The organism is Erwinia papayae, from assembly GCF_058241465.1.
In genome coordinates this window covers 32,816-59,535 of the sequence record NZ_JBZCHT010000002.1, presented here as the reverse complement: position 1 = coordinate 59,535, position 26,720 = coordinate 32,816, and the positions used below count along the sequence as shown (strand labels likewise).

The window sequence follows — 26,720 nt, the reverse complement described above, 5'->3', positions numbered from 1 at the left end:
TCGTCAGTGTCAGCATCCAGAGTTTTAACGATCCTGGGGGGTATCACAAGTCGTTCAGTGTAAAAGCAGGATTTACCAGGACCTGAGCATAACAGTTTGAGCCATCATGCTATTTTATTTGCCATTCCGGACCAGGCAGAGCTCACAATCTTCGAGCATGACCTGAACGCTCCACTGGTTCCGTACTGCCAGTGTCCGGAGCGTATACAACAATACTCTTCTGGTGGGCCAGACTCTGTTCTGTGACCAATAGATGTTTCTGTTCTGTTAAATTTTAGATTTCTTAGTGTGAATTGTTTAGAAATTTGTTGAATCTCTGATAGGCAAGCCAGTCGATGCGCCCTATAATCGGCGCCATTTTCAGGGCCGGAGAGCATTTCGCTGGTCACACTCGACATCAAACAGGGGTCCACATGACTATTGAACGTACTTTTTCTATCGTAAAGCCAAACGCGGTGGCAAAAAACGTAATTGGTGCCATTTTTAACCGTTTTGAAAGCGCGGGTTTCAAAATCGTTGGCAGCAAAATGCTGCATCTGAGTAAAGAGCAGGCAGAAGGTTTCTATGCTGAGCATCAGGGTAAACCTTTCTTTGATGGTCTGGTTGAATTCATGACCTCCGGTCCGGTTGTTGTTTCCGTGCTGGAAGGCGAAAACGCTGTGCAGCGTCACCGCGATCTGATGGGCGCAACCAATCCGGCCAATGCACTGGCTGGCACCCTGCGCGCTGACTACGCTGACAGCTTTACGGAAAATGCGACCCACGGTTCCGATTCCGTTGAATCGGCAGCACGTGAAATCGCTTATTTCTTTGGTGAAGGCGAAGTTTGCCCACGTACCCGCTAAGGTTTTGGCTTCGCGTGTTTACAAATAATTTTGCTGACGCGCTTTAACCTGTTTTAGCTCACCTGTAGAATACCCGCCCCTGATGAGGATACGTCCTTCAGGGGCGTTTCATTTATTTCTGACCGTGTTTGTCATCGCTGACTTTGCCTGAATAATATACCCGCAGTCAGCAACAGACTCTTTCAGAGCTGTACCTTACCCCCAGCGCCATAACGTGTAATAACGAGGCCAGAGAAAATTATGTCTGAACACAATGTGACTTTGTCGTCCGTATCTCCTGTGGTTATCGCGCCAGAAAAAGCCAAAATTAACCTGCTCGATCTGAATCGCCAGCAAATGCGTGAATTTTTCGTCAGCCTTGGTGAAAAGCCTTTTCGCGCCGACCAGGTGATGAAGTGGATTTACCACTATTGCTGCGATGATTTTGATCAGATGACCGATATCAACAAGGTTTTTCGCGGCAAATTAAAAGCATTAACAGAAATTCGTGCGCCTGAGGTGGCAGAAGAGCAGCGGTCTGCCGATGGAACCATCAAATGGGCCATCACCGTGGGCGGCCAGCAGGTTGAAACGGTATATATTCCGGAAAAAGATCGCGCGACACTCTGCGTCTCTTCCCAGGTGGGTTGCGCGCTGGAATGTAAATTCTGTTCCACGGCTCAGCAGGGTTTCAACCGTAACCTGCGGGTTTCGGAGATTATCGGCCAGGTTTGGCGCGCGGCTAAAATTATTGGCGCCTCGAAAGTCACCGGACAACGACCCATTACCAACGTGGTGATGATGGGCATGGGAGAACCCCTGCTTAATCTGAATAATGTGGTCCCGGCAATGGAAATCATGCTCGACGATTTCGGCTTCGGGCTGTCTAAACGTCGCGTGACGCTCTCTACGTCCGGCGTGGTTCCGGCTCTGGATAAGCTGGGCGATATGATTGACGTGGCGCTGGCCATCTCTTTGCACGCGCCGAATGACACAATTCGTGACGAAATTGTGCCTGTCAATAAAAAGTACAATATTGCGACCTTTTTGGGCTCGGTCAGTCGTTATATTTCCAAATCCAATGCCAATCAGGGCCGGGTGACTATTGAGTATGTGATGCTTGATCATGTCAACGACAGCACGGACAATGCCCATGAGCTGGCCGCGTTGCTGAAAGATACCCCGTGCAAGATTAACCTTATCCCGTGGAACCCCTTCCCTGGGGCACCTTATGGTCGTAGCTCCAACAGTCGTATTGACCGTTTCTCTAAAGTGTTGATGGATTACGGTTTTACCACTATTGTGCGTAAGACTCGCGGTGATGATATTGATGCTGCCTGTGGTCAGCTTGCGGGTGAGGTTATTGACCGTACACGGCGGACGATGCGTAAAAAAATGGCGGGTGAGACGATTTCTGTGAAAGCGCTCTGAAAGCCTGATTTTTAACCAGCAGGCGACTGTCAGCCCTGATTCGATTGGCGTAGGATATTTCGCAAGTCAATCAGGAGGCCGTATGGGTAAAGGACTACCGGTTTGGCTGGCTTTTTTGCTGAGTGCATGTAGCCAGTCACCACATCATAGTGAGCTGGCACTCACAAGGTTACAACTGGGGTTGGAATATCTTGCCCGCGATGACCTTGAACCAGCGAGGCGTAATCTTGCGCAGGCGCTCTCTCTGGCACCTGATGATTACCGCTGCCAGCTGGCGATGGCGCGCTATCAACAGCGACTGGGTAACGATGGAACGGCAGGCCAGTATTACCAAAAAGCGGTGCGCCTGGCAGGACAAAACCGTGATGTAATCAATAATTACGGTGCGTTTCTCTGTGGTTTAGGGCAGTATGATGCGGCTCAGCAGCAGTTCCGTAAGGCCGCAGAATTATCTGAAAACGAGGGTCATGCCGATGCAATCGAAAATGCCGGATATTGCTATCTCCGTGCAGGAGAGATGCAGAAGGCTGAAGCGGCGTTAATACAAGCGACGCAAAACGATTCGCTCAGAGGGCTGGCACTGCTGGCAGAAGCCGAAAGGCGATTTGGAAAGAATGAGCGCGATAGCTCGCGGCTCCTGTTAGATATTTATCAACGCAACTTTGCTGCCTCGGCAGAAAGCTTGTGGCTAGAGATTCGCTTCGCCGCGCAGGCCAGGCACCCTGAAGACTTAAGACAGGCAGGGGAGAAGCTGGCGCGAAATTTTCCACAATCGATACAGTACCTGCATTTTTTAGCTAATGAATACTGAAGCCATTCAAGACAAATCAGCACCAAACTCAACGGGCGATCGCCTGCGCGAAGCCCGTGAAAACATGGGCCTGACTCAGCAGAACGTTGCAGAACGCCTGTGCCTGAAACTTTCTACCGTCAGAGACATTGAAGAGGATAAGTCCCCGGCCGATCTGGCTTCAACGTTTCTTCGCGGCTACATCCGTTCGTATGCGCGTCTGGTGCATGTGCCGGAAGAGGAACTGTTGCCAATGATGGCTAAACAGGTTCCTGTACGCGCTGCAAAGGTTCAGCCAATGCAGGGCTTTGCGCTGGGCAAACGGCGCAAAAAACGTGATGGCTGGCTGATGATTTTCACCTGGCTGGTGTTATTTGTGGTGGTGGGCCTTACCGGCGCATGGTGGTGGCAGAACCACAAAGCAGCGCAGGACGATCTGGTTTCGATGTCCGATCAGAACGCTGGCACCCACGCGGATAATAGTCAGTCAATTCCCCTGACAGATACTACCAGTGCTGACAGCACCCCCGCAGCGAATACCTCAACTGCGCAACCTGCGGCACCTTCTGTACCGACGGCCAATCAGTCTGCTTCAGCTCCATCAGTTCCCGCTACTAATCAGGCGGCATCTTCTTCAACGTCAAATGCGCCATCGACCTCCTCTGCGGGCGCTGGCACGCAGCCCGCGGTGGTCTCTCCGTCTCAGGCTCCGGTTGACAGTAATACCGCTGCACCGATGCCAACCAGTGCTGCCGGCGTCAGTACGCCAGCTGCTGATGCCAATGCGCTGGTCATGAATTTTACTAAAGATTGCTGGCTGGAAGTGAGCGATGCAACAGGCAAGAAACTGTTCAGCGGAATGCAACGTAGCGGTGGTAAACTCAGCCTCGCGGGGACCGCGCCGTATCGCCTCAAAATCGGTGCGCCCGGTGCTGTACAGATCCAGTATCAGGGACAGCCAGTCGATTTAAGCCGATTCATCCGTTCCAACCAGGTTGCGCGCCTGTCCGTTGGTGCAAACTAAAGCATCTTACCGGTCGCGGGTAATTCCGGAGAAAGAATATGCATAACGAAGCACCCATTATCCGTCGCAAATCGAAGCGAATTTACGTCGGCAAGGTGCCTGTTGGCGATGGTGCACCCATCGCCGTCCAGTCGATGACCAATACGCGCACCACCGATGTCGCGGCGACAGTTAATCAAATTAAGGCGCTTGAGCGCGTTGGCGTGGACATTGTTCGCGTTTCCGTTCCCACCATGGATGCCGCCGAAGCATTCCGTCTGATTAAACAGCAGGTCGGTGTGCCGCTGGTCGCAGATATCCATTTTGACTACCGTATTGCCCTGAAGGTCGCTGAGTACGGGGTGGACTGTCTGCGTATTAACCCCGGCAATATCGGTAATGAAGAGCGTATCCGCCAGGTGGTTGACTGCGCCCGTCATAACAATATCCCGATCCGCATCGGCGTTAACGCCGGATCGCTGGAAAAAGACCTTCAGGAAAAATACGGTGAACCAACGCCACAGGCCCTGCTGGAATCAGCTATGCGCCATGTGGATCACCTTGATCGCCTTAACTTTGATCAGTTTAAAGTCAGCGTGAAAGCGTCCGATGTCTTTCTGGCGGTAGAATCGTATCGCCTGCTGGCAAAGCAGATTGAACAGCCGTTGCACCTGGGGATTACCGAAGCCGGTGGGGCGCGAGCAGGCGCAGTAAAATCCGCCATCGGCCTTGGGCTGCTGTTGTCAGAAGGGATTGGCGATACGCTGCGTATTTCACTGGCTGCGGATCCGGTTGAAGAGGTGAAAGTCGGCTTTGATATCCTCAAGTCGTTGCGTATCCGTTCACGCGGCATCAATTTTATTGCCTGTCCTACCTGCTCACGTCAGGAATTTGACGTTATCGGCACGGTAAACGCGCTGGAGCAGCGGCTGGAAGATATTATCACGCCGATGGATGTTTCCATTATCGGCTGCGTGGTAAACGGGCCGGGCGAAGCGCTGGTCTCAACGCTGGGCGTGACCGGTAGCAATAAGAAAAGCGGATTCTATGAAGATGGCGTGCGCCTGCGCGAGCGCCTGGACAACCATGACATGATTGACCAACTGGAGGCACGTATCCGTGCCAAAGCGGCAATGATGGATGAATCCCGTCGCATTGATGTTCAGCAGGTTGAAAAATAATCTGATGCATGGACCAACGGGTCCATGCTCAATTTACATGGTGAGAAAAAGGCAGTGGCAAAGAATATTCAGGCAATTCGTGGCATGAACGATTACCTGCCGGCAGATACCACAGTCTGGCAACGTATTGAGCAGACTCTCAGGCAGGTTCTGGCCAGCTATGGTTACAGCGAAATCCGCCTGCCGATTGTAGAGCAGACCCCGTTATTCAAACGCGCTATTGGTGAAGTGACCGACGTGGTTGAAAAAGAGATGTATACCTTCGACGACCGTAATGGCGAAAGCCTGACGCTACGTCCGGAAGGGACGGCAGGCTGTGTGCGTGCCGGTATCGAACACGGTCTTCTGTACAATCAGGAACAACGTTTGTGGTACAGCGGGCCGATGTTCCGTTATGAGCGTCCTCAAAAGGGGCGCTATCGTCAGTTTCACCAGATTGGCGCAGAGGTTTTCGGTCTGCAAGGACCGGACGTCGACGCCGAACTGATTATGATGACCGCCCGCTGGTGGAAAGCTCTGGGCATTGCGGAGCACGTCAGTCTGGAGCTTAATTCGATTGGTTCGCTGGAGGCGCGGGCCAGCTACCGTGATGCGCTGGTTGCTTTTCTGGAACAGCACCAGGATGTGCTGGATGAAGACTGTAAACGCCGCATGTACAGCAATCCGCTGCGGGTGCTGGACAGTAAAAATGCACAGGTGCAGGCGTTACTGAACGACGCGCCACAGCTGGCTGACCATCTGGATGCGGATTCTCGTGAGCACTTTGCCGGTCTGTGTCAGTTACTGGACGCCGCAGGTATTGCCTATACCATCAATCAGCGGCTGGTTCGCGGTCTGGACTATTACAATCGTACCGTCTTTGAGTGGGTCACCAGCAGTCTGGGCTCGCAGGGCACGGTGTGCGGTGGTGGACGTTACGATGGTCTCGTCGAGCAGTTAGGTGGTCGTGCCACGCCGGCTGTTGGTTTCGCCATGGGAATGGAACGTTTAGTCCTGCTGGTGCAGGCGGTGAATCCGGAATTTGAACCGTCACGCATTGTCGATGTCTATGTTATCGCTTCAGGTCAGGGTGTGCAGTCCGCTGCGATGCAACTGGCCGAACAGCTGCGCGATATCGCCCCCTCAATGAAGATAATGACGAATTTTGGTGGCGGTAATTTCAAGAAGCAATTTGCCCGTGCTGATAAATGGGGCGCTCGCATTGCGCTGGTACTGGGCGAGGCGGAAGTGGCTAACGGTGAAGTGGTGATTAAAGATTTACGTAACGGTGAGCAGCAGACAGTCAGTCAGGGTGATGCCTCTGCCAGGCTGACCACGCTGTTGCAGCAGACAGCCGCTATTTAAGGAGAAGGTTTGCGTGGAAGTGTATAGCAACGAAAACGAACAGATCGATGCGCTGAAGGGCTTTTTTGCCCAGAATGGCAAAGCATTGGTGATTGGCGTGGTAATTGGTGTTGCCGCGCTGGCTGGCTGGCGTTACTGGAGCAGCCATCAGGATAACCGTCATATCGAGGCATCGGCGGCATGGCAACAGGTAGCCACCCGGCTTGATAACAGCAAACCAGAAACACTGGATGCGGCGACAAAGTTTGTCAGTGAAAATCCGAATACCTATGGGGCAATAGCCTCACTGGAACTGGCAAAACGCTATGTTGACAACAATCAGTTGGACAAGGCCGCCGCGCAGTTGCAGAGCGGATTGCAAGACACCAAAGATGCTAACCTTCAGGCCGTGCTCAATTTGCGCCTGGCCCGTATTCAGTTGCAGTTGAAGCAGCCAGAGGAAGCGCTGAAAACCCTTGACGCGGTGAAAGGGGATGGCTGGACGGCTATTGTGGCGGATGTACGCGGCGAAGCGCTGCTGAGCAAGGGTGACAACAACGGTGCCCGTGATGCCTGGAATAAAGGCATCGCTTCTGATGCGTCTCCGGCATTAAAAGAGATGCTGCAAATGAAAATGAATAATCTTCCGGGTTAAATTCACCACGGGTAAAACAGCCGCTACAGGCACAAGAGGGATTTCATGGAATTGCGTAAGATACTTCTGCCGGGACTGATTTCAGTTACCTTACTCAGCGGATGTTCATGGTTCAGCGGTGAAGAAGACGTCGTTAAAATGTCTCCGCTGCCAAAAGTTGAAAATCAGTTCACTCCGCAAAAAATCTGGAGTGCCTCCGTCGGTGATGGTGTAGGTGATTACTACTCCAACCTCCATCCGGCGTGGTCTGAGAGCAGTGTCTATGCTGCTGACCGTTTTGGTATTGTTAAAGCGCTGAATGCCTCTGATGGTAAAGAGCAGTGGAAGGTCGATCTGTCTGAGAAGACCGGTTTTTTCTCCAAAAATCTGTCTGCCTTACTGTCAGGCGGCGTGACCGTTGATGCAGAGCATCTCTACCTTGGCAGTGAACGTGGTCAGGTCTATGCGCTGAATACTAAAGATGGATCGATTGCCTGGCAGACCAAAGCCGCAGGTGAAGTCCTCTCCCGCCCGGTTGTCAGCGATGGCCTGGTACTGGTACACACCAGCAATGGCATGTTGCAGGGGCTTGATCAAGCCAGCGGCGTGGTGAAGTGGAGTGTGAATCTTGATGTGCCTTCGCTCTCACTGCGTGGAGAGTCGGCTCCGGCCACGGCTTTTGGTGCGGCTATCTTAGGCGGTGATAATGGTCGCGTCAGTGCAGTGATGATGAATCAGGGCCAGATAATCTGGCAGCAGCGTATCTCCCAGCCAACCGGTGCAACCGAAATTGACCGCCTGGCGGATGTGGACACCACACCAATTATCGTTAACGGGGTGGTTTATGCGCTGGCATACAATGGCAATCTCGCTGCTCTGGACTTGCGTTCTGGTCAGATAATCTGGAAACGTGAAATTGGTTCGGTTCACGATATGATCGTCGATGCGGGACGTATTTATCTGGTCGATCAGGATGACCGTGTCGTCGCACTCAGCACGGAAGGCGGGGTCACCGTCTGGCGTCAGAGCGATCTGCTGCACCGTAATCTGACCTCGCCGGTGCTCTACAATGGTTATATTGTGGTGGGTGACAGCGAAGGTTACCTGCACTGGCTTAACACCACCGATGGACGCTTTGTTGCTCAGCAGAAAGTCGACAGCTCTGGTTTTCAGACGGAACCCGTTGTTGCCAGCGACAAACTGCTGATTCAGGCGAAGGGTGGCGAAGTTTACGCCTTCACTCGCTAACTGCATTAAGCATGAGGTCTGCCACGGCTCCTGATTCGTCAGGGGCCGTTTCGTTTTTTCCGGGGCGTGGTATCCTTTACGCCGTCAGCCTGCGGGTGGTACAGCCAAAATTATCGCAATCGTCGCTGATGGCAGTTGTCTGCCTCTGTCGCGACTTACTTAATTGCCCGGACAGATAACTTCACCGTTCTGTTCATGATTTCGGCAGTACCGTCTTTTTGTCAGGCGTTTATTTTTTGCTATGAGGCTTCATATGGTACCTGTGGTCGCGCTGGTCGGGCGTCCCAATGTGGGAAAATCCACCCTGTTTAACCGTTTAACACGCACGCGAGACGCGCTGGTGGCAGACTTTCCCGGACTAACCCGCGATCGTAAATACGGTCGGGCTGAGGTTGAAGGCCGGGAATTCATCTGTATTGATACCGGCGGCATCGACGGTACGGAAGAGGGGGTCGAAATGCGTATGGCCGAGCAGTCACTGTTAGCGATTGAGGAAGCTGACGTGGTGCTGTTTATGGTCGATGCGCGTGCCGGTCTGATGGACGCGGATAAGGGGATAGCCAGACATCTGCGTACCCGTGAGAAACCCACCTTTCTGGTTGCTAACAAAACTGACGGGCTGGATCCGGATTCGGCAGTTGTGGATTTCTGGTCGCTGGGACTGGGTGACATCCATCCTATCGCCGCATCGCACGGGCGGGGTGTGACCAGCCTGCTGGAGATGGTTTTGCTGCCCTGGATGGACGAAATCGATCCACGGGAAGTGACCGAAGAAGACGAGAACGAAGCTTACTGGGCTGCGCTGGCGGCAAAAGAGAGCGGCGAGGAACCACCCGAGCCAGAAGATGACTTCAATCCGTTGGATCTGCCGATCAAGCTGGCGATTGTCGGGCGTCCTAACGTGGGGAAATCCACGCTCACCAACCGGATTCTGGGGGAGGATCGGGTGGTGGTTTACGACATGCCGGGCACCACCCGTGACAGTATTTATATCCCGATGGAACGAGATGGCCGCGAATATATCCTGATTGATACTGCCGGGGTACGTAAGCGTGGCAAAATTACCGACACCGTTGAGAAATTTTCGGTGATAAAGACCCTACAGGCGATTGAAGACGCTAACGTGGTCATGTTGGTGATTGATGCCCGTGAGGGTATTTCCGATCAGGATCTTTCGCTGCTGGGCTTTATCCTGAACAGCGGACGCTCTCTGGTGATCGTGGTCAACAAGTGGGATGGGCTGTCACAGGAAGTGCGTGATGAAGTCAAAGAGGCGCTGGATTATCGTCTGGGCTTTATCGATTTTGCGCGCGTGCACTTTATTTCTGCGTTGCACGGCAGCGGCGTTGGTAATCTGTTTGAATCCATTACTGAAGCTTACGACTGCTCAACCCGCCGGGTGAACACCTCAATGCTGACTCGCATCATGAATATGGCGGCAGATGATCATCAGCCACCGCTGGTTCGTGGACGTCGGGTTAAGCTGAAATATGCCCATGCAGGGGGTTACAACCCGCCGATCGTGGTAATCCACGGTAATCAGGTTAAAGATCTGCCTGACTCATACAAACGTTATCTGATGAATTATTTCCGTCGTTCGCTTGATGTGATGGGTACGCCGATCCGTATCCAGTTTAAAGAGGGTGACAACCCGTTTGCAGGTAAACGTAACCTGCTGACACCGAATCAGCAACGTAAACGCAAGCGTCTGATGAGCCATTTGAAAAAAAACAAACGTTGATATATTGGGGCCTTTCTGGCCCCTTTTTGTTGCCAGTCAGATAGCTTCGCGGCGGATGGATTAATTGATGACTGACGTTTTTGCGCCTGCTAATGGCAGTGGTTTTTTTTAAATTAAAGCCCGCTGTTTCGCGGGTACTCTGTCTTAACGACGACAGGAGTTCATCAAGAGTATGATATGTCCGTTTTGTCAGCAGCCCCTTAATCTGCAGGAGGGGCGATGTCTGTGCTGTCAGCACAGTATTGAATTACAGCCCATCTGTCCTGAATGCGCCCGGCCATTGCAGGTTTTAAAAGCCTGTGGTGCCGTAGATTTCTTTTGTACGCATGGACACGGCCTGATATCAAAAAAACGGGTGCGCTATATCGCACAACAATAATTTTCACTGACGACGGATGACGTTGAGTGGTTAAGCCATTCGTCTGATTTCCCCTCTACAACGATAATTATCGACTGATTAATTTCATTTTTATTATTCTGCCATCCAGTATCTTCGCCCTTTAAGAAACTATCTATAATTTAATGGAGTAAGATCGGATGTCTGCTAAACAAGGCATCTAATCTTCAGTAAAAATGGATATTTATCTGACTGAACTGTTTATTGACGGTGCAATACCTCTTGCCTGATTTAGCTAAAAATGGCGAGAAGTTTACGGTTTGTTAATTTTATGTTTATTGAATTATGAACCGCATGGTACAATTTTTGCCGTTATTTAAACAATCAATTGAGCCTTATTCTTCTTAAGGAGTATTTTTGCCATGTCCCAAATGAATGCACGGTCGTCGAAATGGCTGGGCTTATGGTGCGTTGTGCTGGGCCTGATATTTCTTGCAACCGGCCTGTTCTTTGTAATCGGTGGTGGCAAACTGATTTCACTGGGCGGCAGCGCGTATTTTCTTATTGCAGGCATCTTTACGGTTATTTCCGCTATACAGTTTTTCCGCCGTAAATCATCTGCCGTTTTCATCTTCTTACTGGTATTTATTGGCTCGGCTATCTGGGCGGTGCAAGATGCCGGCTTTGATTTCTGGCCGCTGGTTTCCCGCCTGATGACGCTGGCCGGATTCCTGCTGCTGGCGATGATCACACTGCCCGCTCTGCGCAGACATGAAGGTAAAACCTCTGTTGCCGTGCCCGCTTATGCTGTGGCTGCGGTGGTACTGGTTGGTATGGTGGCCACCCTTGTACAGATGTTTCAGCCCCATCCGACGGTGCAGGATGGTCAGACATTGCCTCTGGTGCCGGTGGCAAAAGATCAGCAGCAAAAAAACTGGGATAATTACGGCAACACGCCTGGCGGCAGTCGCTTTGTCGCGCTGGACCAGATTACCCGCGACAATGTTAAAGATCTGAAAGTCGCCTGGACCTATCACACGGGTGATACCCCCCTCAGCCCCGATGGTAATGGCGCGGAAGATCAGCAAACGCCGTTGCAGGTGGGCAACACCATTTTCCTCTGTACTCCGCATAACAATGTTATTGCCGTGGCTGCTGATACGGGTAAACAGATCTGGAAAGCAGAGATCAATGCCAAATCCTCGGTCTGGATGCGTTGCCGTGGGCTGGCATATTTTGATGCAACTAAGCCGCTGACCCAACCTGGTGCACCGGGTTCCGTTCCTCCGGCCCCGATCAGCCTCGCTGCTGATGCGGCCTGCCAGCGTCGTATTCTGATGAACACCATTGACGCACGCCTGATGGCTATTGATGCCGACAGCGGCAAGCTGTGTGCCGATTTCGGTAACAACGGCACTGTCAATCTGCGCGAAGGCATGGGTGATGCTAAAGATCCGAGCTATGTGCTGACTTCAGCACCCACGCTTGCGGGCAGCACCGTGGTGGTGGGAGGCCGGGTAGCGGACAACGTCAGCACAGATATGCCTGGCGGCGTGATGCGTGGCTTTGATGTCATCACCGGCAAAATGCGCTGGGCGTTTGATCCGGGTAAAGACGATCCTAATGCGCAACTGATGCCGGGTGAGCATTACACGCGCAGCACGCCTAACTCATGGGCACCGATGTCTTATGATGCCAACATGAATACCGTGTTTATCCCTATGGGGAGCTCATCGGTTGATCTGTGGGGCGTCAATCGTACCCGTCTTGACCATAAATATGGCGCGTCAGTGCTGGCCGTTGATGCCACTACCGGCAAAGAAAAATGGGTCTGGCAGACCGTGCATAACGATCTGTGGGATTTTGACCTGCCGATGCAGCCGAGCCTGGTTAATTTCCCGCTGAAAGATGGCAGCAGCAAACCGGCGGTGGTGATTGGCACAAAATCCGGTCAGATCTATGTGCTGGATCGTCAGACCGGGCAGCCGCTGACCAAAGTGGAAGAGCAGCCGGTTCCGCTGGCTAATATTCCCAATGAGCAATATTCCAAAACTCAGCCGCGTTCGGTTGGCATGCCGCAGATTGGTAATGAGACGCTGAAAGAGTCGGATATGTGGGGAGCCACGCCGTTTGATCAGCTGGCCTGCCGCATCAGCTTCAAGTCAATGCGCTACAACGGCCTGTATACTGCTCCGGGCACCGATAAATCACTCAGCTATCCCGGCTCTCTGGGCGGCATGAACTGGGGCAGCATGTCGACGGATCCAGAGCACAACTACCTGTTCGTTAATGATATGCGTCTGGGGCTGTGGCAGCAGATGGTGCCTGCGGCACCGGCGAAAAACGGCGCGGTAAGTAATGGAGGCGTAGCGGTTAATACCGGTATGGGTGTGGTTCCGATGAAGGGTACGCCATATGCGGTGAACAAAAACCGCTTTATGTCGCCACTGGGCATTCCCTGCCAGAAGCCACCGTTTGGCACCCTGTCTGCGATTGATTTGACAACGCAGAAAATTGTCTGGCAGGTGCCTTTGGGCACGGTGCAGGATACCGGACCTTTTGGTATTAAAATGCATGCCAAAATGCCAATCGGGATGCCTTCTCTGGGCGGATCTCTGGCGACGCAGGGTGGACTGGTCTTCATTGCCGGAACCCAGGACTATTATCTGCGTGCTTTCGACAGCGCCACGGGCAAAGAGGTATGGAAAGCGCGTCTGCCAGTGGGCAGCCAGGGTGGCCCAATCAGCTATGTTTCACCGCAAAACGGTAAGCAGTATATTCTGATCTCCGCAGGCGGTGCCCGTCAGTCACCGGACAGGGGTGACTACGTTATCGCCTTTGCGCTGGATAAATAAGCACGATGTGGTAATGGCATAGCCATCTTCGCAGAAGGTGGCTATGCGTAAACAACAGGCTGATGCCTCTGAAAACAGATTGCTGACTGGCCGTAACCCATGAGGGAAACTCAGTCAGCTCTGAAGGAAAGAATGTTTTCAGGAAGTGACGAAAGGCCTCCTGATGGGCTGTACTGGAAAAGTTGAAAATCCGACTCTGCCAGCACAGCGCATCAGGGGGCCTTTTTTATTGATATCACGACGTTTTTATTGACCGTTCTGCCACAGCTCAACCAGTTCAGCCGGGGCGAGTTCTTCCGGAATGACAATCACGATACTACCGGACTGTTGTTGCGTGGCGTAGCTGATAGCCACGCGATAGTAACGCCTGTCGCCGCTTCCGGCACAACTCTGCTCACCTTGCGGCTCTCCTAATGGCAGAGACTGGCGTAACACGTTGCAGACATGTTCACGCTCGGAGGCACTGAGCTGAGCCAGAGTGATACGTTTTGCCGCAGCCAGTTTGGGAATGTAAGCGAAACCGCCTTCACGCGCTACGTCAATCACCGCGTCGTCACTCAGTTCCGGAAGGGCGTTGCTCATAATACGCCAACCTGCTTCCAGCCATCCTCAATGGCCTGTCCGACAGAGGCGTTGAAGCGTGTCTGCCCATGTTTAATCGTGAACTGGGCAAAGGTTTTAAAGTCGGCATCCTGGGGCAGCGTTTTATCACAAACAGTATCATACCAGGCATAGCCCGCCTGCTCCCAGGCATAGCCGCCCAGAGCTTTTGCCGCCAGATAAAATGCCCGGTTAGCGATACCTGAGTTCAGGTGGACGCCGCCGTTGTCATCCCGGGTTTGAACGTAACCTTGCATATCTGCCGGTTGTGGATCTTTACCTAACAGGGGATCGTCATAAGCCGTACCTGGCTGAGACATCGAACGCAGTCCCTTGCCGTTAATTCCTTTTGCCAGCAACCCTTCACCGATTATCCAGTCGGCCTGGTCGGCAGTTTGTTGAAGATGGAACTGTTTCACCAGCGAACCAAATACATCAGACAGCGATTCATTCAGTGCGCCAGCCTGACCGAAATAAATCAGTCCGGCTTCGGTTTCGGTAACGCCGTGCCCCAGTTCGTGACCCACAACGTCCAGCGCGATGGTGAAGCGGTTAAAAATTTCCCCGTCACCATCACCAAACACCATCTGCTGACCATTCCAGAAGGCATTCTGATAATCCTTGCCGTAATGTACGGTCCCTTTCAGCGTCAGGCCTTTGTTATCCAGAGAATTACGTTGCCATGCACGCCAGAAGAAATCATAAGTTACGCCCAGATAATCATATGCTTCGCGGCTGGCGACATCATCGTTATCGGGTTGACCTTCGCTACGCACCAGCTTGCCAGGTAGCGTCTGGCTATGTCCGGCATCGTAGATTTCACGCTGGACCTGACCGGCTTGTGGCGTACTGACGCCGCCCGGTTTTACCCAGTTTTCGGCCATCAAAGTCTGAACATGGGTCAGGGTATTGCGTGCGCAGCTTTGCTGTTGACCCGAGCCATTATCGATAATTTTGCGCAGGATGTAGGGGGGAATAACACTATGCTTCATACCAGAACTCCCTGATTCTCAGAGGATGTCGTTTGAGTATAGGAAATTGAGGCCATTTTTGATCAGAGTTTTTGTGTTTAAACTTTAATCATTGACCTGTGTCATGTTCACGGATTATCAGAATTTGCCGATCATGAGCGTAGATTAAGTTGCAGTTGGATACAGGTGATTATTGTCGGTTATGACTGAGAGATTTAATAACGTAAAAGGGTAGGTCAGGGTTAAATACCCATCAGAGTCATATTTTAAAATCATAGAACAGTCACCAGCAGCCAGGCTAATGACTTTTTTTATCATTCAGTTATCAAGGCTGCCCTTTTGTATCATGCAGGAAAGCGATGCGTATGTGGTTTTAAACTGAGTTTTTTCGTGCGTTTTAGCAGGAATTAATTAAGGGTAAATGTCTTTCCGCTAATTATAAATCCAGGATGGAAAATTCAGAGTGTAAATATATCGAAAAAACGTTTCCTGATAGATATGGAGAACTGAGTAGAGTATTAATTGTGAAACTCTCAGTTGAGAATTAAACTGTTTAAATAACAGCGTTGCATAAGAACCTGAGAATATGCGGTAATATTATATTTATTTCAACGTGATGTTAAAAAATAGAGTTATTATGTTTAGTTCATGTGCCAGGTCGTGTGGCGACGTTATCCAGAACAGGAATATTTTTTTTCAGCGAATGTTGAAAAAAATATGTTGTCATAGACCAGCAACCTGTTATTGCCAAAGTATGTGAAGTCTGCCATTCAACAGAAAAAATGGTAGACGCAAATCACAGACTGGAGATGCAAAACAGTATGTTACTGGTTAATAAAAGAGCGCTTGAAAAAAGGGTTGTCGGTCTAAAAAATGAAATTCATAAGTTAAATTCAAAGTCAGAAGAAATAAGAGGAAAGATTAAATCAGAAAGTGCAGTGCTTGATTGTCTTCGAATTAAAAAAGGAAATCTAAGCGATAGTGCGAACAGTAGTAAGGAAGAGTTAAAGAAATCGGCACTTGAGATAAACAGTAAAAACCCAGCGCTCGAAAAAACAGGTCTTTAAATTTAAGAATGTTCAGAGATGCTTGAATAACCAGATTGCGATGCAAATCCTCGCCCTTTTCGGGTGGGGATCTCAGCAGAGAGTATAAAAACTCCAGCCTTAACGACTTCCGATGACTTTTTACAACTTTATCGTGACATTTATTTGGTTTTAACTGATTTTCTCAATGGCTTCACCGAGGTAACCTCGCTTTCCACCCAGCCATCATCCAGCCTGGTTTTCAGAATCTCGCCTGGTTTTATTTGCCGGGTTTTTTTAATCACCTGTCCGTCAGTCGCGGTGGTCACGCTGAAGCCACGAGCCAGCGTGGCCAGTGGACTGACGCCCTCCAGCTGACCGGCCAGCGTGGAAAAACGCTGTTTATCGGCATGTAAACGCTGCTGTAAAGTCTGTTGCAGTCGATAATATAGCTGCTGCATTTGTTGCTGAGCCTGATGAATTTTACTCTGAGGCTGGAAGCTTCCCAGGCGCTGCGCGGGACGTTCCAGTTGACGATCCGCCTGGCGCAGTTTGCGCTGTATAGCTTCGGCAAGACGAGCTTGCAGCTTCATCAGCGTCGTTTGCTGGCGAGCCAGTCGCAGCCGGGGATGCTGCTGCTGCAAACGATGATGCAGAAGGGCAAATTTACGACGCTGTTCAGCAAGATAGTAATCTGTCGCCATTTCCAGCCGGGTTTGCAGCGATTGCAGCTGACGCAGCAGCTCCGTCTGATTGCGACTGACCAGCTCCGCTGCCGCTGAAGGGGTGGGCGCACGCAAGTCGGCGACAAAATCACTTATGGTGACATCTGTCTCGTGACCTACGGCGCTGACGATGGGGATACGACTGGCAAAAATCGCCCGCGCCACCCGTTCGTCATTAAAGCTCCATAAGTCTTCCAGCGAACCGCCGCCGCGCCCGACAATCAGTACATCACATTCCCCACGCAGGTTAGCCAGTTCAATCGCCCGGACCAGCGCATCCGGCGCATCCACACCCTGAACCGGGGTAGGGTAAATCACTACCGGCAGTGACGGATCGCGGCGATGCAATACGTGCAGTACGTCACGTAAGGCAGCTCCGGTGGCCGAGGTAATAACGCCAACCTGACGGGCGGGATCGGGCAGGGGTTGTTTGTATCTCTGGTCAAACAAACCTTCAGCCAGCAGTTTCTGCTTAAGTTGCTCAAACTGCTGTTGCAACAGCCCTTCACCAGCAGGCTGCATACTTTCAGCAATCAGCTGATAGTCGCCACGTGGTTCATACAGAGTGATGGTCGCGCGTACCAACACCTGCTGACCATTTTGCGGACGGAAGGTCACCCGGCGGTTGCTGTTGCGAAACATGGCACAGCGCACCTGAGCAGCATCATCCTTCAGGGTGAAATACCAGTGACCGGAAGAGGGTTGGGAAAAATTCGAAATTTCAGCGCTTAACCAGATTTGCCCCATCTCCATCTCCAGCAGTTTACGCACCGTGGTATTGAGACGGCTGACGGTAAAAATATTTGCAGAAGACGGTAGCGACATGTGATTAAGATCAAATTTTAAATCATAGGGTTAATTGACCGATACTACATGGCTGGTGACAGGGATCAAGAGTTTTCAGAAATAAAGCTGGAGGCAATCGGTTACGGCCTGTATAATGCCGCGGCAATATTTTATATGTTCTCATTCACCCTGAGGTTGAGATATTGCCATGCTAAGAATCGCTAAAGAAGCCCTGACATTTGACGACGTTATGCTCGTTCCCGCTCATTCGACCGTTCTGCCCAACCCCGCCGACCTCAGCACCCAGCTTACCAAAACCATCCGTCTGAATATCCCCATGCTCTCTGCTGCAATGGACACCGTCACCGAAGCCGGTCTGGCTATTGCTCTGGCGCAGGAAGGCGGTCTGGGTTTTATTCATAAAAATATGTCGGTTGAACGCCAGGCGGAAGAAGTTCGCAAGGTGAAAAAACATGAAAGCGGCGTGGTGACCGACCCGCAAACCGTGCTGCCCACCACGACCCTGAGCGAAGTTCAGCGCCTGACTGAGCAGAATGGTTTTGCCGGTTACCCGGTGGTCAATGGCGACAATGAGCTGGTGGGCATCATCACCGGTCGTGACGTGCGTTTCGTTACCGATATGAACCAACCTGTTTCCGCCGTGATGACGCCAAAAGAGCGACTGGTCACCGTGCATGAAGGTGAAGCGCGCGAAGTCGTGTTGCAGAAAATGCATGAAAAGCGCGTTGAAAAAGCGCTTGTAGTGGATGAAAGCTTTCATCTGCTGGGCATGATCACCGTGAAAGATTTCCAGAAAGCCGAGCGTAAGCCAAACGCCTGTAAAGATGAGCATGGCCGTCTGCGTGTCGGTGCGGCGGTGGGCGCAGGAGCCGGTAACGAAGAGCGCGTCGATGCGCTGGTGGCGGCAGGCGTGGATGTGTTGCTGATCGACTCCTCTCATGGTCATTCCGAAGGGGTATTGCAACGTATTCGTGAAACGCGTGCCAAATACCCCGATTTGCAAATTGTGGGCGGTAACGTGGCAACGGCGGCCGGTGCGCTGGCACTGGTCGAAGCCGGAGTGAGCGCGGTGAAAGTCGGTATTGGCCCGGGTTCTATCTGTACCACCCGTATTGTAACGGGCGTGGGTGTACCACAAATCACTGCGGTGGCTGATGCTGTCAGCGCACTGAAAGGCACCGGCATTCCGGTTATCGCTGATGGCGGTATTCGTTTCTCCGGTGATATTGCCAAAGCGATTGCGGCGGGCGCATCTGCGGTGATGGTGGGTTCCATGCTGGCGGGTACGGAGGAGTCGCCGGGTGAGATCGAACTTTATCAGGGACGCTCCTTCAAATCTTATCGCGGTATGGGCTCGCTGGGCGCGATGTCGAAAGGCTCCTCTGACCGCTATTTCCAGACTGATAATGCGGCTGACAAGCTGGTTCCGGAAGGGATCGAAGGGCGAGTGGCCTATAAAGGGCGTCTGAAAGAGATCGTTCACCAGCAGATGGGTGGCCTGCGTTCCTGTATGGGCCTGACCGGCTGTGGTACTATCGACGACCTGCGCACCAAAGCGGAATTTGTCCGTATCAGCGGTGCCGGTATTTCGGAAAGCCACGTCCATGACGTGACCATCACCAAAGAGTCGCCGAACTACCGTATGGGTTCCTGATAACCCCTGCTTATATGCCCGGCACTGCCGGGCGTTTTAATCCTGAACCCTCAATGTGTTATTGCTCTGGAATACCCAATGACGACGGAAAACATTCATAAACACCGCATACTGATCCTCGATTTTGGTTCGCAGTATACGCAACTGGTTGCTCGCCGTGTGCGTGAGCTGGGCGTTTACTGTGAGCTGTGGGCGTGGGACGTCACGGAAGAGCAGATTCGCCAGTTCAACCCGAATGGCATTATTCTCTCTGGTGGCCCGGAAAGTACCACTGAACTTAACAGCCCGCGTGCGCCAGAATACGTATTCAATGCCGGTATTCCGGTGTTGGGTGTGTGCTACGGAATGCAGACCATGGCACTGCAACTGGGCGGTAAAGTTTCTGGCTCCAGCGAGCGTGAGTTTGGCTACGCGCAGGTTGAAGTCGGCGTCGAAAGTGTGCTGACCCGCGATATCGAAGACTCTCTCAGCGCCGCAGGCAAGCCGCTACTGGACGTGTGGATGAGCCACGGCGATAAAGTCACGGGGATCCCGGCGGGATTCGTTACCGTGGCCAGCACTGAAACCTGTCCGTTTGCCATTATGGCCAACGAAGAAAAGCGTCTGTATGGCGTCCAGTTCCATCCGGAAGTGACTCATACCCGTCAGGGGCTGCGTTTGCTGGAACGCTTTGTGCGCGATATCTGCCAGTGCGAAGCCCTGTGGACACCGGCAAAAATTATCGAAGATGCGGTGGAGCGTCTGCGTGAGCAGGTGGGCAATGATAAAGTGATCCTCGGCCTGTCAGGCGGGGTGGATTCTTCGGTGACGGCAATGCTTCTGCACCGTGCGATTGGCGATCGCCTGACCTGTGTCTTTGTCGATAACGGTCTGCTGCGCCTGAACGAAGCCGAGCAGGTAATGGATATGTTTGGCGATCATTTTGGTCTGAACATTGTTCACGTTCCTGCCGAGGCGCGTTTCCTTGATGCGCTGGCCGGTATTGACGAACCGGAAGCCAAGCGCAAAACCATCGGGCGGGTATTTGTCGAGGTCTTTGATGAGCAGGCCACCCGGCTGACGGACGTTTCCTGGCTGGCACAGGGGACAATCTATCCGGATGTGATTGAGTCTGCGGCCTCTGCCACCGGTAAAGCACACGTAATCAAATCGCATCACAATGTTGGCGGTCTGCCAAAAGAGATGAAGCTGGGCCTGGTTGAGCCGCTGAAAGAGCTGTTCAAAGATGAGGTGCGTAAGATTGGTCTGGAGCTGGGGCTGCCTTACGACATGTTGTTCCGCCATCCGTTCCCGGGGCCGGGGCTGGGCGTACGCGTGCTGGGTGAAGTGAAAAAAGAGTATTGCGATCTGCTGCGCCGTGCCGATGCCATTTTTATCGAGGAGCTGCGCAAAGCGGAGCTGTATGACAAAGTCAGCCAGGCATTCACCGTCTTCCTTCCGGTGCGTTCGGTCGGGGTGATGGGCGATGGACGCAAATACGACTGGGTGGTGTCATTGCGCGCGGTGGAAACCATCGACTTTATGACTGCGCACTGGGCGCATCTGCCCTATGAGTTTCTGGGCCGCGTCTCTAACCGTATTATCAATGAGATCGACGGCATTTCCCGCGTGGTGTATGACATCAGCGGTAAGCCGCCAGCGACGATTGAGTGGGAATGATTTTTCCTCTGGCTAAGACCGGCACTAATCAGCATTAAACAAACTAAGTCCGCATTAATGCGGGCTTTTTTAATGCCTGGTCTGGCGCTGTCTGGCAAATTTTCGCATCACCAGGCACCCCGTTTCTGTGGCATGGTAGAGGGTACGATTTGAAGCTGATGCCATGTCTGGTACTCAATACCATGCCGGTGGCCAGAAATCGAAGTCAGACGCGCACCAGGTTCGCGAGATCACAACCCTGTTGTGTGACCAGATATTCAGGTGATCAAGGTAGTCCGCCGCTATGGCCTGTACCGAACCACCCTTAACAAGCACGTTGGCGTTATTACGCCGCGCCAATGAGGAATTTGCATGACCCAGCAGCTGGAGACTGCAGACAGCGTGCGCCGCAAGGTAGCACCTCGTACCGCGCAGAAACATAAAGCCGAATTTGGCCAGTTCATGACGCCTTCGAGCGTGGCCCGCTTCATGGCATCGTTGTTCCCACCCAGCACCCAGCAGATCTGCCGTCTGCTGGATGCTGGTGCGGGGGTAGGCGCTCTGTCTTGTGCCTTTCTTGATCGTTGCGGGACGGGGGAGTTTAGCTTTAAGTCGGTTGAGGCGACGGCCTGTGAGGTCGACGAGAACCTGTGCAGCCATCTTGCGCAGCACTTAGGCGGATACAGTGATGTGAAGCCCCGCATCATCGCGGGAGATTACATTAAGCTGGCTACTGCTGAGGGGCTGAAGGATCGAGGCTATACCCATGCGATCCTCAATCCGCCGTATAAGAAGATCAACAGCCAGTCAGCTCATCGGCTGGCATTGCGCAGTGTCGGCATAGAAACAGTGAACCTTTATTCCGCTTTTGTCGCACTTGCCGTGGGCGAGGCAGCGCCAGGGGGGCAGATCGTTGCCATCATCCCACGCAGCTTTTGCAATGGGCCGTATTACCGCCCGTTTCGTGATTTCATCCTTGCGCGGGCAGCGATCCGTCACATGCATCTGTTTCAGTCGCGCAACAAAGTTTTCAGTGATGACGAGGTGCTGCAGGAAAACATCATTATCCGTCTGGAGCGTGGTGGGCTGCAGGAGTCGGTCACGATTTCAACTTCCACCGATGACAGCTTTTCCGACCTGACCACCCACCAACATCCGTTCGACCGGATCATATTTCCGGATGACCCGGAACGATTTATTCATGTGCCGACCACGACTGAGAAAAGCGCTATCGAACTGTCACCTGCCGTGCGCTATTCGCTGGCCGATATTGGCGTGAAGGTATCGACCGGACCGGTAGTTGATTTCCGTCTGAAAGCGCATCTGCGAGATATGCCAGAGCCGGGCACCGTGCCCCTGATTTACCCCGGGCACCTGAGCATGACAGGCTCCCTCTGGCCCATACCGGGCTTGAAGAAGTCCAACGCGATCATGAGAAATAACGAGACGGAAAAATGGCTTTACCCAAATGGGTTCTATTGCGTGGTGCGCCGTTTCTCATCGAAGGAGGAAAGACGCCGCGTAGTGGCGAGCCTCATTGATCCTGCTGCCTTTGGCGATCATGCGGTGCTGGGCTTCGAAAACCACATGAACCTGTTTCACGAGAATAAAGGCGGTCTGCCCGAGGCACTGGCCCGCGGGCTGACCGTGTTCCTGAATACGACAGCCGTTGATGAGCACTTCCGGCGCTTCAACGGCCATACGCAGGTCAACGCAACCGATCTCAGGCTGATGAAGTACCCGAGCCGTGACACCCTGACCGAGCTTGGCGAGTGGGCCATGCAGCAAGGAACGCTCACGCAAGACCTGATCGATAGCAAGCTGGGGACCCTGACGGTATGAAAGATAAGAACGATTACATTGAGGCCGCGCAGCAAATCATTATGTCCTGCGAACTACCGAAGGCGCAGCATAACGAGCGCTCGGCTCTTCGCCTTCTGGCCCTGCCCAGCAGCTTCGAAGCCCATGCCCGGCACGACAGTCTTGTTGCTTATCTGGCAGAGCGTGAAACCCTGGTTGCCCGCTCTGCCAAAGTGCGTGAACGGCCCCGTATCGAGGTTGAAATTGCAGCGTGCGACTTAATTCACTTCAACGGCGTCCGCTTCCCCGGGCCGTGTCCGGCGGGGGACTGAGGCAATGGCAAACAGCCAAATCCATCCGCAAGGCTGGATTTCTCTTTTGATAGCACCAGAACATGAAGAGCGGGCCAGGCGAATGCGGGCCGAACGTGATCGTCAGTATGGAAACATCTACACCGAGGCGACTACTGATGAACGATGGGTGGGTGACCTGGGCGAGATGGTTTTTAACTCGTGGTTTAAGCATGAGGGCATCCAGGACTTTGAGTGGGTGCTGGACGATGCGGCCGGTAAGCCTGATTTCGTGACGGCACTGAACGTTCGCGTCGGCGTCAAGACGGTGAAACGCAAAGTCCCGCCCCGTGAGGATTATACCGCTCAGATTACGGCTCGCCATGCGGAGGAACCCATCGACCAGTTCTTCTTCATGACCTACGAGCTTGCAAAGCGACGTATGTGGTTGTTGGGTGGTATCAGCCGCGAGAGCTTTCTGCAGCAAGCTCGCTACTACGGTGCCGGAGAATCGGTTCATGCTAACTACAAAATCCGACCAGGGCATGAGATTTACAACATTGAGATCGCTAAGTTAATTTCGCCCAGGACGTGGATTAAAACGGTGGCCTGAATTGAGTTAAGTGGCCCGACAATATTCTGTTCAGGCCGCCTGCACCACACACGTAGATATTGGAACTCTGCTCTTTGTAAGGAGGATGGTGCCAGTGAAAGGCAGATCGGGTTAGCGGACCGGGCCTTTCCACCGAGGTGATTATTGTCCCCAAATGCAGCGAATTCAGAGCGGTTAAAAAACAAACTGAAGAACGATGACGTCCGGACAGCGAAAGTCGACTCAGATATTCGGGAGATATCCCCATTGTAAAAGCGGTTTAGCCTGACGCCCTGAATGGCGGTAAAAATTTATTGCGCTTTCCCAGTGGTCGAAGGGAAATTTTACCACTTCACTGTAATAGCTTGATTTCATCAGTTTCCATATATCCCTGAACATGGCATGCCATTGAATCACATCAACATTATTCAGGTGATTTCGAATGTGGAACCAGTGAACGGTCGGGAAACGATCTCGCTGGCGGAAAGATTTGCCGGATAACAATCCATAGCAAACGAACGTTGCGGACGAGACAAGTTATTGCAAGATAATTTCAGCAAGTTCTCCACCTACAGCATCAAAAACCAGATCGGAAGCTGCAATAGCTTTTTGCACCGCTGCACTGTCGTGTTGTGAGACAGGGATAATGCCGCATTCACTCAATCTTTTCGCGTGAAGCGGTGACCGATGAATCCCTGTTACCTTTTTGCGCCGAAGCGAAGCGCCCATTGTCCGAGCAGGAGTGCGCAATCTGAAGCGGCAGCGGTCAGGAGTATATGTCTGTCAGCAGGAGGATACAGACGTAGCATCATTAATGCGGCAACGGGGTTGATATATGCCCGCGCTGCCAGTTCGTTACTGATCTCTTCGGCTACAGGAATTGCGTATTCAACAGGGCAGTCGACCAGTGTTTGCCATGTCCCTTCTCCACGCAGCGGTAATACTCGCTGCCCTGTGAGATACCTGTGGGAGTCCGGTGCTGCTGTGACATAACCGACTCCTTCATAACCTGCAACCATGGGAAGTGTGATCCGGTGATGATAATCACCCGTCACCGGAATAAGATCGGAAGCATTAACCGGTGAAAAGAGCATTTTCACTCGCAACACACCCTGCCTGTAGGGTTTGAAGTCTCTGTTCTCCAGTTGCATGATTTTTTCTGGCACACCAAACTCGTTGTAGCAGATGGCATCGTTACGCATTTCAGGAGCCTTACAAAGGTTGTATAAAACGGTTATTAAATGAGGTCTGTGGTGAGTATTCAATTTTAATTGTTGACGAGCATTGCTGATTATTTTTTGTTAAAGACTTATGGTGTAAATGGATTGAAAAAAGAAATCGGCCATCAGGCTGGTTATCAGGGGGAGTTGGATGGTAATACGCTGTCTTTGTACAGAAAAATATTACTCCCATCAATTTTATAAGAGGGCGATAAGATGAAAATCATAGGCGAATTTTTTTGGTTTTACTTATCACATCCTGTCACATAAATGATCCACGGTCAGAAATTCATCGTGCTGATATCACAACCGTTGATAATCAGGTATGTGTCAAATTACCTGATTCTGAGGGAGAAAAAATATCGTCATTGACCATTAAGGAAATCGGTAATGGTAAGCATTTTTTAGATAAGGAATTTACAGCGAAAATGCTGTTGAAATATATTCAGATAAATGTGTTCCTGTTTTTTGTTTTGAATTCGAGGATGGTAAGAAATATGTTTTTTCCGTTAATTCAATACGAGAAGGTGAAGTTGCCAGAAGCGGAAATAGCTATAGTGTGACATTTTATTTATGGCGGGATAAAGAGACGTTAGAGGTGGTGGATATTAACTGGTCTCTCAGCGAGTTTATCTGTTGATAAGATAAATCCTTCTGCCTTCGTGGCAGGAAGTGGCTGTCTCAGAATATAAACGCTGCGATCATTACTCCAGCTCGAAAACAAGAGCTGAAACTACGTCAGCCTGCTTTTATCACCGCTGTTTAGTCATCAATGGATGGTTACCTCACTCCACCCGGGCGGCTGAGAGGTGACCGGTAAACGGGTCACCTTGTTCTCTTATACAGATGACTGAAGGGGCTGTATCGCTCTGGCTACGGCGCTTCAAATCTGCCTGACCTCAAGGCCCGGAACGAAAGACTCCAGCTTTGAGATAACATCCTCTGAGGTTCTGGAGCAAATTAACACCATTTTCTTACCGGTTTGCGCCAGCTCCTTTAAATGCCTGCCCATTTCAAGCCCTGTGCTGGGAATAATATGAAAACCCGAAGGCGCAACAATATAGATGGTTTCGCAACTGATATAGACATCGGGTAGCTCACTACGACGCGACAGATCTGAAAAGAAGTCGGTGAAGCTGATGGCACAACTGTTGCTCTTAATGATCTGTTCCTGCGAGGTAATAAAGGTAATTTCCAGAATGTTAGTGTTATTTTCCCGGCGATATGCAGTCACCAGACGGTCACCTCGCTTCATCAGCGATGCGGCAGCCTGCTGTCCTCCATGACATTGCGGATCGGTGAGTAACTGTTCAAAACTGAACGGCCTGTCATCGCTCCTGATCAATACCCGATCGGAATTAATATCAATTTTGAATTCAGTTGCGCCGCCATGCCTGAAGGCATTAATCAGTAATTCAGCGGCGATGTCCCTGATGGCAATGCCAACATCTTTACCCCAGACGTCAAAAATATAACTGAGCTCGACTGCGTCGCAGATTTCAGATATGGCAGCGAGGTCGTTTTGCATAACCGATCGGTTAACCTGTGCCAGCGGAACCTCATTTCCCTTGTGCAGAAAATCACAAAGCGGGCTTTTGATTGTCTGCTGTAAGTGCGCACGAAGTTCTGCCAGTTCGCGCCAGCGATTCAGCATCTCCACCGTAAAACGTACCTCATCGGTATCGATGGTTTTGGCATGGGTTTCGCACATCCAGATGCCGTTGCTGTAGTCTGACAACAGACTTTTGTCGAATCTGGAAATATCCAGGCGTCTGCGTGCGCCTTTTCCCTGCGATGCGGCACAAATATGCGCCGCATTCCCGGTATTGGCTGTCTGAGTGGCAGACTCCAGTGAAGGGCCGGACGTCGAAATATGACAACCCGGAAAGGAACAGACATAGCCAGCTCGTGCAGCGAGTTTTGCAATCGTATCCTGGCTGAAGTTTTCGCGCATGTTAATACCTTCAAAGATAAGCACAATGGCCTTGCTGACAGCGAGTCAACATGGCACAAAAATGCGGTTGCCCCGTT

At 51.8% G+C, this 26,720-nt stretch carries 23 protein-coding genes and 1 pseudogene; 19 read left to right on the top strand and 5 right to left on the bottom strand.

The genetic code is table 11. The features are described 5' to 3' along the window. Positions 1–413 precede the first annotated feature (413 nt). From ndk to AC3RPL_RS00275, 11 genes are all read left to right on the top strand, one after another. Positions 414–845 carry a nucleoside-diphosphate kinase gene (gene ndk, locus AC3RPL_RS00325; protein WP_379888244.1) on the top strand — a complete coding sequence of 144 codons (432 nt, stop codon included), beginning with the start codon at positions 414–416 and terminating at the stop codon, positions 843–845. A 240-nt stretch (positions 846–1,085) separates the two neighbouring features. Further along, complete coding sequence (gene rlmN / locus AC3RPL_RS00320; protein ID WP_490738555.1) at positions 1,086–2,255, top strand: dual-specificity RNA methyltransferase RlmN; 1,170 nt, start codon at positions 1,086–1,088, stop codon at positions 2,253–2,255. 82 nt (positions 2,256–2,337) lie between these two features. After that, complete coding sequence (gene pilW / locus AC3RPL_RS00315) at positions 2,338–3,066, top strand: type IV pilus biogenesis/stability protein PilW (RefSeq protein ID WP_490738554.1); 729 nt, start codon at positions 2,338–2,340, stop codon at positions 3,064–3,066. After that, on the top strand, positions 3,056–4,069 hold the full coding sequence (rodZ, locus tag AC3RPL_RS00310; protein ID WP_490738553.1) for a cytoskeleton protein RodZ: 1,014 nt from the start codon (positions 3,056–3,058) through the stop codon (positions 4,067–4,069). The genes pilW and rodZ overlap by 11 nt, the downstream gene beginning before the upstream one ends. A 38-nt stretch (positions 4,070–4,107) precedes the next feature. Next, a complete protein-coding gene (gene ispG / locus AC3RPL_RS00305) occupies positions 4,108–5,229 on the top strand; it encodes a flavodoxin-dependent (E)-4-hydroxy-3-methylbut-2-enyl-diphosphate synthase (protein WP_034938352.1) in 1,122 nt (373 codons plus the stop codon). Positions 5,230–5,283: 54 nt separating this feature from the next. After that, positions 5,284–6,573 (top strand): histidine--tRNA ligase, encoded by a 1,290-nt coding sequence (gene hisS, locus AC3RPL_RS00300; protein ID WP_490738552.1) that lies wholly within the window; start codon positions 5,284–5,286, stop codon positions 6,571–6,573. Between the two features lie 13 nt (positions 6,574–6,586). Next, positions 6,587–7,207, top strand: a complete 621-nt coding sequence (locus AC3RPL_RS00295) for a YfgM family protein (RefSeq protein ID WP_490738551.1) — start codon at positions 6,587–6,589, stop codon at positions 7,205–7,207. Positions 7,208–7,252: 45 nt separating this feature from the next. Beyond that, positions 7,253–8,434 (top strand): outer membrane protein assembly factor BamB, encoded by a 1,182-nt coding sequence (bamB, locus tag AC3RPL_RS00290; RefSeq protein WP_490738550.1) that lies wholly within the window; start codon positions 7,253–7,255, stop codon positions 8,432–8,434. 253 nt (positions 8,435–8,687) lie between these two features. After that, the gene (gene der / locus AC3RPL_RS00285; RefSeq protein WP_490738549.1) at positions 8,688–10,175 is read left to right on the top strand and encodes a ribosome biogenesis GTPase Der; all 1,488 of its coding nucleotides are present in this window, start codon (positions 8,688–8,690) and stop codon (positions 10,173–10,175) included. A 172-nt stretch (positions 10,176–10,347) separates the two neighbouring features. Further along, positions 10,348–10,554 carry a zinc ribbon domain-containing protein gene (locus AC3RPL_RS00280; protein WP_490738548.1) on the top strand — a complete coding sequence of 69 codons (207 nt, stop codon included), beginning with the start codon at positions 10,348–10,350 and terminating at the stop codon, positions 10,552–10,554. Positions 10,555–10,934: 380 nt separating this feature from the next. Continuing rightward, positions 10,935–13,367, top strand: a complete 2,433-nt coding sequence (locus AC3RPL_RS00275) for a glucose/quinate/shikimate family membrane-bound PQQ-dependent dehydrogenase (RefSeq protein ID WP_490738547.1) — start codon at positions 10,935–10,937, stop codon at positions 13,365–13,367. 246 nt (positions 13,368–13,613) lie between these two features. On the opposite strand, the gene AC3RPL_RS00270 is transcribed toward AC3RPL_RS00275, so the two are convergent. Both AC3RPL_RS00270 and AC3RPL_RS00265 read right to left on the bottom strand, forming a co-directional pair. Continuing rightward, positions 13,614–13,949 (bottom strand): protealysin inhibitor emfourin, encoded by a 336-nt coding sequence (locus AC3RPL_RS00270; protein ID WP_490738546.1) that lies wholly within the window; start codon positions 13,947–13,949, stop codon positions 13,614–13,616. Beyond that, on the bottom strand, positions 13,946–14,959 hold the full coding sequence (locus AC3RPL_RS00265) for a M4 family metallopeptidase (RefSeq protein WP_490738545.1): 1,014 nt from the start codon (positions 14,957–14,959) through the stop codon (positions 13,946–13,948). Before AC3RPL_RS00265 ends, AC3RPL_RS00270 begins: the two co-directional genes overlap by 4 nt. A gap of 800 nt (positions 14,960–15,759) precedes the next feature. Between AC3RPL_RS00265 and AC3RPL_RS00260 the strand changes: the two genes are divergently transcribed. Then, positions 15,760–16,005: a hypothetical protein gene (locus AC3RPL_RS00260; RefSeq protein ID WP_490738544.1), complete on the top strand. Its 246-nt coding sequence runs from the start codon at positions 15,760–15,762 to the stop codon at positions 16,003–16,005. Between the two features lie 140 nt (positions 16,006–16,145). On the opposite strand, the gene xseA is transcribed toward AC3RPL_RS00260, so the two are convergent. Beyond that, on the bottom strand, positions 16,146–17,513 hold the full coding sequence (gene xseA / locus AC3RPL_RS00255; protein ID WP_490738543.1) for an exodeoxyribonuclease VII large subunit: 1,368 nt from the start codon (positions 17,511–17,513) through the stop codon (positions 16,146–16,148). A gap of 169 nt (positions 17,514–17,682) precedes the next feature. Between xseA and guaB the strand changes: the two genes are divergently transcribed. The 5 genes from guaB to AC3RPL_RS00230 all read left to right on the top strand — a co-directional run bounded on the left by guaB (position 17,683) and on the right by AC3RPL_RS00230 (position 23,490). Beyond that, complete coding sequence (gene guaB, locus AC3RPL_RS00250; RefSeq protein ID WP_490738542.1) at positions 17,683–19,149, top strand: IMP dehydrogenase; 1,467 nt, start codon at positions 17,683–17,685, stop codon at positions 19,147–19,149. 78 nt (positions 19,150–19,227) lie between these two features. Then, entirely contained in the window at positions 19,228–20,808 is a 1,581-nt protein-coding gene (guaA, locus tag AC3RPL_RS00245) for a glutamine-hydrolyzing GMP synthase (protein WP_490738541.1), read from the top strand. Between the two features lie 351 nt (positions 20,809–21,159). Further along, positions 21,160–22,629 carry a class I SAM-dependent methyltransferase gene (locus tag AC3RPL_RS00240; protein WP_490738540.1) on the top strand — a complete coding sequence of 490 codons (1,470 nt, stop codon included), beginning with the start codon at positions 21,160–21,162 and terminating at the stop codon, positions 22,627–22,629. After that, complete coding sequence (locus AC3RPL_RS00235; RefSeq protein WP_490738539.1) at positions 22,626–22,919, top strand: hypothetical protein; 294 nt, start codon at positions 22,626–22,628, stop codon at positions 22,917–22,919. The genes AC3RPL_RS00240 and AC3RPL_RS00235 overlap by 4 nt, the downstream gene beginning before the upstream one ends. Positions 22,920–22,923: 4 nt before the next feature. Then, the gene (locus AC3RPL_RS00230; RefSeq protein ID WP_261639972.1) at positions 22,924–23,490 is read left to right on the top strand and encodes a hypothetical protein; all 567 of its coding nucleotides are present in this window, start codon (positions 22,924–22,926) and stop codon (positions 23,488–23,490) included. A gap of 677 nt (positions 23,491–24,167) precedes the next feature. On the opposite strand, the gene AC3RPL_RS00225 is transcribed toward AC3RPL_RS00230, so the two are convergent. Then, complete coding sequence (locus AC3RPL_RS00225) at positions 24,168–24,671, bottom strand: alcohol dehydrogenase catalytic domain-containing protein (RefSeq protein WP_490738538.1); 504 nt, start codon at positions 24,669–24,671, stop codon at positions 24,168–24,170. Positions 24,672–24,928: 257 nt separating this feature from the next. Here AC3RPL_RS00225 and AC3RPL_RS00220 point away from each other — a divergent pair. Further along, a pseudogene (locus AC3RPL_RS00220) lies at positions 24,929–25,108 on the top strand (putative T6SS immunity periplasmic lipoprotein); the annotation flags it as partial. After that, positions 25,105–25,329, top strand: a complete 225-nt coding sequence (locus tag AC3RPL_RS00215) for a putative T6SS immunity periplasmic lipoprotein (protein ID WP_490738817.1) — start codon at positions 25,105–25,107, stop codon at positions 25,327–25,329. The pseudogene AC3RPL_RS00220 and the gene AC3RPL_RS00215, both read left to right, overlap by 4 nt. Positions 25,330–25,572: 243 nt before the next feature. On the opposite strand, the gene AC3RPL_RS00210 is transcribed toward AC3RPL_RS00215, so the two are convergent. Beyond that, a complete protein-coding gene (locus AC3RPL_RS00210) occupies positions 25,573–26,643 on the bottom strand; it encodes a hypothetical protein (protein ID WP_490738537.1) in 1,071 nt (356 codons plus the stop codon). Positions 26,644–26,720 lie beyond the last annotated feature (77 nt).

What these genes read in the sequence shown, in the direction of transcription:
- ndk (WP_379888244.1), top strand. Translation starts at nt 414, where the DNA reads ATGACTATTGAACGTACTTTTTCTATCGTAAAGCCAAACGCGGTGGCA.
- rlmN (WP_490738555.1), top strand. Translation starts at nt 1,086, where the DNA reads ATGTCTGAACACAATGTGACTTTGTCGTCCGTATCTCCTGTGGTTATC.
- pilW (WP_490738554.1), top strand. Translation starts at nt 2,338, where the DNA reads ATGGGTAAAGGACTACCGGTTTGGCTGGCTTTTTTGCTGAGTGCATGT.
- rodZ (WP_490738553.1), top strand. Translation starts at nt 3,056, where the DNA reads ATGAATACTGAAGCCATTCAAGACAAATCAGCACCAAACTCAACGGGC.
- ispG (WP_034938352.1), top strand. Translation starts at nt 4,108, where the DNA reads ATGCATAACGAAGCACCCATTATCCGTCGCAAATCGAAGCGAATTTAC.
- bamB (WP_490738550.1), top strand. Translation starts at nt 7,253, where the DNA reads ATGGAATTGCGTAAGATACTTCTGCCGGGACTGATTTCAGTTACCTTA.
- der (WP_490738549.1), top strand. Translation starts at nt 8,688, where the DNA reads ATGGTACCTGTGGTCGCGCTGGTCGGGCGTCCCAATGTGGGAAAATCC.
- AC3RPL_RS00280 (WP_490738548.1), top strand. Translation starts at nt 10,348, where the DNA reads ATGATATGTCCGTTTTGTCAGCAGCCCCTTAATCTGCAGGAGGGGCGA.
- AC3RPL_RS00275 (WP_490738547.1), top strand. Translation starts at nt 10,935, where the DNA reads ATGTCCCAAATGAATGCACGGTCGTCGAAATGGCTGGGCTTATGGTGC.
- AC3RPL_RS00270 (WP_490738546.1), bottom strand. Translation starts at nt 13,949, where the DNA reads ATGAGCAACGCCCTTCCGGAACTGAGTGACGACGCGGTGATTGACGTA.
- AC3RPL_RS00265 (WP_490738545.1), bottom strand. Translation starts at nt 14,959, where the DNA reads ATGAAGCATAGTGTTATTCCCCCCTACATCCTGCGCAAAATTATCGAT.
- AC3RPL_RS00260 (WP_490738544.1), top strand. Translation starts at nt 15,760, where the DNA reads ATGTTACTGGTTAATAAAAGAGCGCTTGAAAAAAGGGTTGTCGGTCTA.
- xseA (WP_490738543.1), bottom strand. Translation starts at nt 17,513, where the DNA reads ATGTCGCTACCGTCTTCTGCAAATATTTTTACCGTCAGCCGTCTCAAT.
- guaB (WP_490738542.1), top strand. Translation starts at nt 17,683, where the DNA reads ATGCTAAGAATCGCTAAAGAAGCCCTGACATTTGACGACGTTATGCTC.
- guaA (WP_490738541.1), top strand. Translation starts at nt 19,228, where the DNA reads ATGACGACGGAAAACATTCATAAACACCGCATACTGATCCTCGATTTT.
- AC3RPL_RS00240 (WP_490738540.1), top strand. Translation starts at nt 21,160, where the DNA reads ATGACCCAGCAGCTGGAGACTGCAGACAGCGTGCGCCGCAAGGTAGCA.
- AC3RPL_RS00235 (WP_490738539.1), top strand. Translation starts at nt 22,626, where the DNA reads ATGAAAGATAAGAACGATTACATTGAGGCCGCGCAGCAAATCATTATG.
- AC3RPL_RS00230 (WP_261639972.1), top strand. Translation starts at nt 22,924, where the DNA reads ATGGCAAACAGCCAAATCCATCCGCAAGGCTGGATTTCTCTTTTGATA.
- AC3RPL_RS00225 (WP_490738538.1), bottom strand. Translation starts at nt 24,671, where the DNA reads ATGCGTAACGATGCCATCTGCTACAACGAGTTTGGTGTGCCAGAAAAA.
- AC3RPL_RS00210 (WP_490738537.1), bottom strand. Translation starts at nt 26,643, where the DNA reads ATGCGCGAAAACTTCAGCCAGGATACGATTGCAAAACTCGCTGCACGA.